Annotated in this window: 3 protein-coding genes and 1 rRNA gene; 2 read left to right on the top strand and 2 right to left on the bottom strand. The window is 52.8% G+C overall.

The genetic code is table 11. From position 1 onward, the window contains the following. Positions 1-1,413 (top strand): recombinase family protein (locus tag JKK62_RS02490; protein ID WP_201426832.1); only part of this gene is annotated, 1,413 nt, incomplete at its 5' end. Positions 1,414-1,551: 138 nt separating this feature from the next. Further along, positions 1,552-1,668 (top strand): 5S ribosomal RNA (rrf, locus tag JKK62_RS02485). Positions 1,669-1,746: 78 nt separating this feature from the next. Here the strand turns inward: rrf and JKK62_RS02480 are convergent. After that, positions 1,747-3,819, bottom strand: coding sequence for an elongation factor G (locus JKK62_RS02480; RefSeq protein ID WP_201426831.1), 2,073 nt, complete (start codon positions 3,817-3,819; stop codon positions 1,747-1,749). Positions 3,820-4,077: 258 nt separating this feature from the next. Continuing rightward, positions 4,078-5,691: dihydroxy-acid dehydratase (gene ilvD / locus JKK62_RS02475; protein ID WP_201426830.1), on the bottom strand; the 1,614-nt coding region annotated here is incomplete at its 5' end.

Here is a 5,691-nt window from a genome sequence, read left to right as displayed (position 1 = left end):
TTCAAGATTTCGGCTGACGACCGCGACGCGATCCAAGAGCTGAAAACGGCGGCGGAGCACGGCGAGTTTGATATTCTTCTTGTCTTTATGTTCGACAGGCTCGGACGTATCGACAATGAGACGCCTTTTGTGGTGGAGTGGTTTATCAAACACGGCATTTCGGTATGGAGCGTCAACGAGGGCGAACAGAAGTTAGACAGCCACGTTGACAAGCTGATGAACTACATACGTTTCTGGCAGGCGAACGGCGAGAGTCAAAAGACCTCAATCCGCGTAAAATCCCGTCTCAGGCAGTTAGTTGAGGAAGGTGTATTCACCGGCGGCGTCGCTCCCTTCGGTTACAGGTTAGTCAAAAGTGGTATCATCAACAAAAAGGGAAGAGAGCTGATGACGCTCGAAGTTGAACCGAGAGAGGCGGGGTTAGTCCAAATCGTTTTCGATTTGTCGGTCAAAGAGGGCTACGGCTCCTACATTATGGCTAACTATCTCAATGAGCGTAATATTGTTACGCACAACGGCGCGAAGTTTCAGCCTATGACTATCAAAAGGATGCTCACGAACGAAATTTACCACGGCTTCTATGTCAGAGGCGGCGTCAGATCAAAGCGTATCGAGGAATTGCAGATTATCGACGACGATATTTTTGCACAGGCGCAGGAAATCCTCAGACAAAGGAAAGTCAACAGCGAAGAAAAAACAAACATAGCCCTGCTTGCAAAATCTTCAACCATGCTCGGCGGCAATCTGTTTTGCGCTCACTGCGGCAAAAAGCTGTGTTCCAACAGCTTTGTCGATACCTACAAGACAAAGGACGGCGTAACGCATCACAGCAAAAGAAAGTATCGTTATCTTTGTTCCGGAAAGGCAATGCACCGTAACGAGTGCGACGGTCAAAGCGTCTATGTCGCGTCAAAGGTCGATGAAGTGGTTCTCGAAGCGCTTTACCGGTGCTTTGATAAAATCAAGTCAACGCCAAAGAGCGCGGCGATCGAGAAAAAGTACAAGGCGATCGTTTCTCAGATCAAGAAGGAGATAAAACAGCTTGAAAAAGAAAACAGCCTGCTGGAACGCAAGCTGAAAGAGCTGACGGAGGAAATCGCTTCCGCTCTGTTGGGCGACAGCAAATTTACTCCCGATATTCTCTCTATGGCGATTGAGAACACAAAGAACAAGTTGAACGAGAATGTTTCCTGTCTTGCGGAAAAGCGGCACCAGCTCAACTGCAAGGAGGAAGAAATGGGGAAGATCGATTATCATTACGAGCAGTTCCGCGGCTGGGCGGAGGAATTTGACTCCGCCTCTCCCGAGCGTAAGAAAATGATAATCTGCACCTTGTTCAAAGAGATCAACGTCGGCAGGGGATATGATATTGAAATTCTGATGAACGGCTCATATGAGCAGTTTGTCGCATAAAGTAGTGAGTTGTGCGGCGTGTTCAGGTCGCCTTTCGATTAGGGTACAAACCTGAACACTCCCCAGAGCGCATGACTGTTAATCATGATGTCACTGGTTCGAGCCCAGTTGGGGGAGCCATAAACCCGCTACAATTAAATTGGTGTTGATGACGCAGGGGGTCCACCCGTTCCCATACCGAACACGGAAGTTAAGCCCTGTAGTGCCGACGATAGTTGCCCGGCGACGGGCTGTGAAAATAGGAAGACGCCAATACTTTGCAGCGGGTTTTTTATATTTAAATGGTATACGAAAAATCGAGGGCAGGATATCCTGCCCTCGTAGTGTTTTAAATTAATCGTCGCCCATCTCGGCTTTTGCTTTCTCGATAACCTTCTGTGCAACGTTAGCGGGACAATCCTCGTAACGCGCGAAGGTGAACTCGAAGGAGCCGCGGCCCTGGGTGATCTGACGGATAAAGGTCGAGAAGTCGCTCATCTCAGACATCGGAACCTCAGCCTCGACAACTTGTGTGCCGTGCTCGGCAGGTGACATACCGAGAACTCTGCCGCGTCTCTTGTTGACCTCGCCCATAACGTCGCCCATGTTATTGTCGGGAACGTAAGCCTTGAGGCTGCCGATCGGCTCAAGGAGTGTCGGCATCGCGTTGGGAATGCCGTTCTTGTAAGCAAGACTCGCCGCAGTCTTGAAGGACATTTCGGAGGAGTCAACGGGGTGATAGGAGCCGTCGTAGAGAGTAGCCTTGATGCCTACGGTCGGATAACCAGCGAGAACACCCTTCTTGATAGCGTCGCGGAGACCCTTTTCAACGGCGGGGAAGAAGTTCTTCGGAACCGCGCCGCCGACAACTCTCTCTGCAAACTCGAGATCGTCGGTATCGTAGGGCTCGAACTCGATCCAGACGTCGCCGAACTGACCGTGACCGCCGCTCTGCTTCTTGTAACGACCCTGAGCGGAAACCTTCTTGCGGATAGTCTCGCGGTAAGCGATCTTTGGGTTCTGAAGTCTGGCTTCCACGTTGTACTTGCTCTTAAGCCTGGAGATAACAACGTCGAGGTGCTGTTCGCCGAGACCTGATACGAGCATTTCGTGAGTTTCGTGGTTGGACTCAAAGCGAATTGTGGGATCCTCGTCGGCAAGCTTGGAGATAGCCTGAGCGACCTTGTCCTCGTCACCCTTCTTCGCGGGATAGATAGCCATTGTGTAGCTTGATACGGGATAGTCGATGCCGTCGAGAACTACTTTTCTGAGCGGTGAACAGAGGGTATCGCCTGTCTTTGCGGAAACGAGCTTCGGTACAGCGCCGATATCGCCCGCGCCAATGTAGTCGGTTTCGCTCTGCTTCTTACCTGTCATTGTGAGCACCTTGGAGATACGCTCCTGAGCGCCTGTACGCATGTTGATAACGGGGGTGTCGGGAGAAATCTTGCCCGAAACGACCTTGATATAAGAAAGTCTGCCGATGAACGGGTCGGCAACTGTCTTGAATACGATAGCAGCGGTGGCAGCGTCCTTGTTAACGCTGATTTCTACGGGTTCGCCGTCAAGGTCAACGCCGATCTCGCCGCCCTGAGCCGCTGAAGGAGCGAGCCATGTCAGGCTGTTGAGCAGCTGGTCGATAGCGAAAGTGTTGTGAGCGTCGCCGCAGAATACCGGGCAGATAGAGCCGTCTCTTACGCCCTGAGAAACGCCGAGAATAATCTCTTCGGGGGTGAACTCCTCGCCCTCGAGGAACTTGTCGAGCAGCTCCTCGCTTGTTTCGGCAACCGCTTCCTTGATAGCCTCGCGCAGACCTTCGAGTCTGTCGCCCATATCGGGAAGAGCGGTGGGCGTTACGTTGCCCTTGGCGTCGTACTTGTAAGCCTTGTAATCAAAGAGGTTGACGTAGGTGTTAGCCTGGCCGTCCTGAATGTAGGGAACAACAACGGGGCAGACAGAGGGACCGAAGGTCGCCTTGAGTGTTTCAAATACGCGATAGAAACGCGCGTCCTCGTCGCACAGACCATTGACAAAGAACATCTTTGTCAGACCTGCCTTTGTAGCCGCCTCAACAGCCTTTTCGGTGCCGACGCTGATGCCGTCCTTGCCGGATACAACGATCAGAGCGGTGTCCGCAGCGCGCATACCCTCGGCAACGCCGCCCGCAAAGTCAAAGAGACCGGGTGTGTCGATGAGGTTGATTTTGGTGTTCTTCCACTCTATCGGAGCCACGGCTGTCATGATAGACGCCTGACGCTTAATTTCCTCGCTGTCGAAATCGAGCATGGTGTTGCCGTCTGCAATCTTGCCCAATCTGTCGCTGACCTTTGCGAGATAGAGAATGGACTCCGCAACCGAGGTCTTACCGCAGCCGCTGTGTCCCGCGAGCGCGATGTTTAAGATTTTTTTCGCATCGTACTGTTTCAAAAGAAAAAACTCCCTTCGTTTATATAATTGATATTATATTTCAATTAAATTTTTTCAAAATTTACATATTCAGCAAATATCTAAAATAATCCTTATTCAGTATATCATAATTGTACAGAATTAACAACAAATTTTAGGCAAAATAAAAAAATTCACCCTTTGCCCAAAAAGGACAAGGGTGAATTGTGCGAATTGCTTTTTTTGCTCTGAAATCCTGAAACCATGCACAAAGATTTTTTTAATTTTTGTGCATTTTCCTTATGACAATACAGCTCCCTGAGCTCCTGAGGATACGAGCTTGGCGTAGCGGGCGAGGTAGCCTGTGGTGATTTTCGGCTCTTTCGGAACCCACGCCGCGCGTCTCTCTGCAAGCTCCTCGTCGGAAACCTTGAGGGTGATGGAGTTGTTGGGAATGTCGATTTCAATCAGGTCGCCGTTCTTTACGAGGGCGATCGGGCCGCCGACCGCCGCTTCGGGAGAAACGTGGCCGATGGAAGCGCCTCTTGTCGCGCCGGAGAAACGTCCGTCTGTGATCAGTGCGACTGTGCTGCCTAAGCCGCGTCCCATGATAGCGGAGGTGGGGTTGAGCATCTCGCGCATTCCGGGACCGCCCTTGGGGCCTTCGTAGCGGATAACGACAACGTCGCCCTCTACGATCTCGCCGCCGTTGATCGCAGCCATAGCGTCCTCCTCGCACTCATAAACCTTCGCGGGGCCTGTGTGCTTGAGCATCTCGGGAGCTACCGCGGAGCGCTTGACGACGCAGCTGTCGGGAGCGAGGTTGCCGCGGAGAACCGCGATGCCGCCGGTGGAGCTGTATGGCTTTTCGACGGGACGGATAACCTCGGGGTTCTTGTTGACAACGCCCTCGATGTTCTCGGCGATAGTCTTGCCGGTGCAGGTGATGAGGCTTGTGTCGAGCAGGCCGAGCTTATTGATCTCGTTCATAACGGCGTAGATGCCGCCTGCCTCGTTGAGGTCCTCAATATATGTTCTGCCCGCAGGAGCTAGGTGGCAGAGGTTGGGAGTCTTTGAGCTGATTTCGTTTGCAATATCGAGGTTGAGGTCGATGCCGCACTCGTGAGCGATAGCGGGAAGGTGGAGCATGGAGTTTGTGCTGCAGCCGAGAGCCATATCCATGGTCAGGGCGTTGCGGAAGGCGGCCTCGGTCATGATGTCGCGGGGCTTGATATCCTTCTCAAGCAGCTCCATGATCTTCATGCCGGCGCGCTTTGCAAGCTGGATCCTCTCTGAGTAAACGGCAGGGATCGTGCCGTTTCCGCGGAGAGCCATGCCCAGAACCTCTGTAAGGCAGTTCATGGAGTTTGCTGTGTACATACCCGAGCAGGAGCCGCAGCTCGGACAAGCCTTGTTCTCGTACTCGTTGAGCTCCTCAGCGGTGAGCTTGCCGGAGTTGTATGAGCCTACAGCCTCGAACATAGAGGAAAGGCTGGTCTTGTGACCGGCGAATCTGCCCGCGAGCATGGGGCCGCCGCTGACGAAGATACAGGGAATGTTAAGTCTTGCCGCCGCCATGAGCAGACCGGGAACGTTCTTATCGCAGTTGGGAACCATGACGAGAGCGTCAAACGCGTGAGCAAGAGCCATTGACTCGGTGGAGTCGGCGATAAGGTCGCGGGTAACGAGGGAGTATTTCATTCCCTGGTGACCCATCGCGATACCGTCGCAGACCGCGATAGCGGGGAATACGATCGGGTTGCCGCCTGCCATCGCGACGCCTGTCTTGACAGCCTCGACGATCTTGTCTATGTTCATATGTCCGGGTACGATCTCGTTGTAGGAGCTGACGATACCGATCATCGGCTTCTGCATTTCCTCGTCGGTCATGCCGAGTGCGTGGAGGAGAGAGCG

Source organism: Ruminococcus difficilis (assembly GCF_016680995.1).
This window is presented reverse-complemented; position numbering and strand designations above follow the sequence as displayed.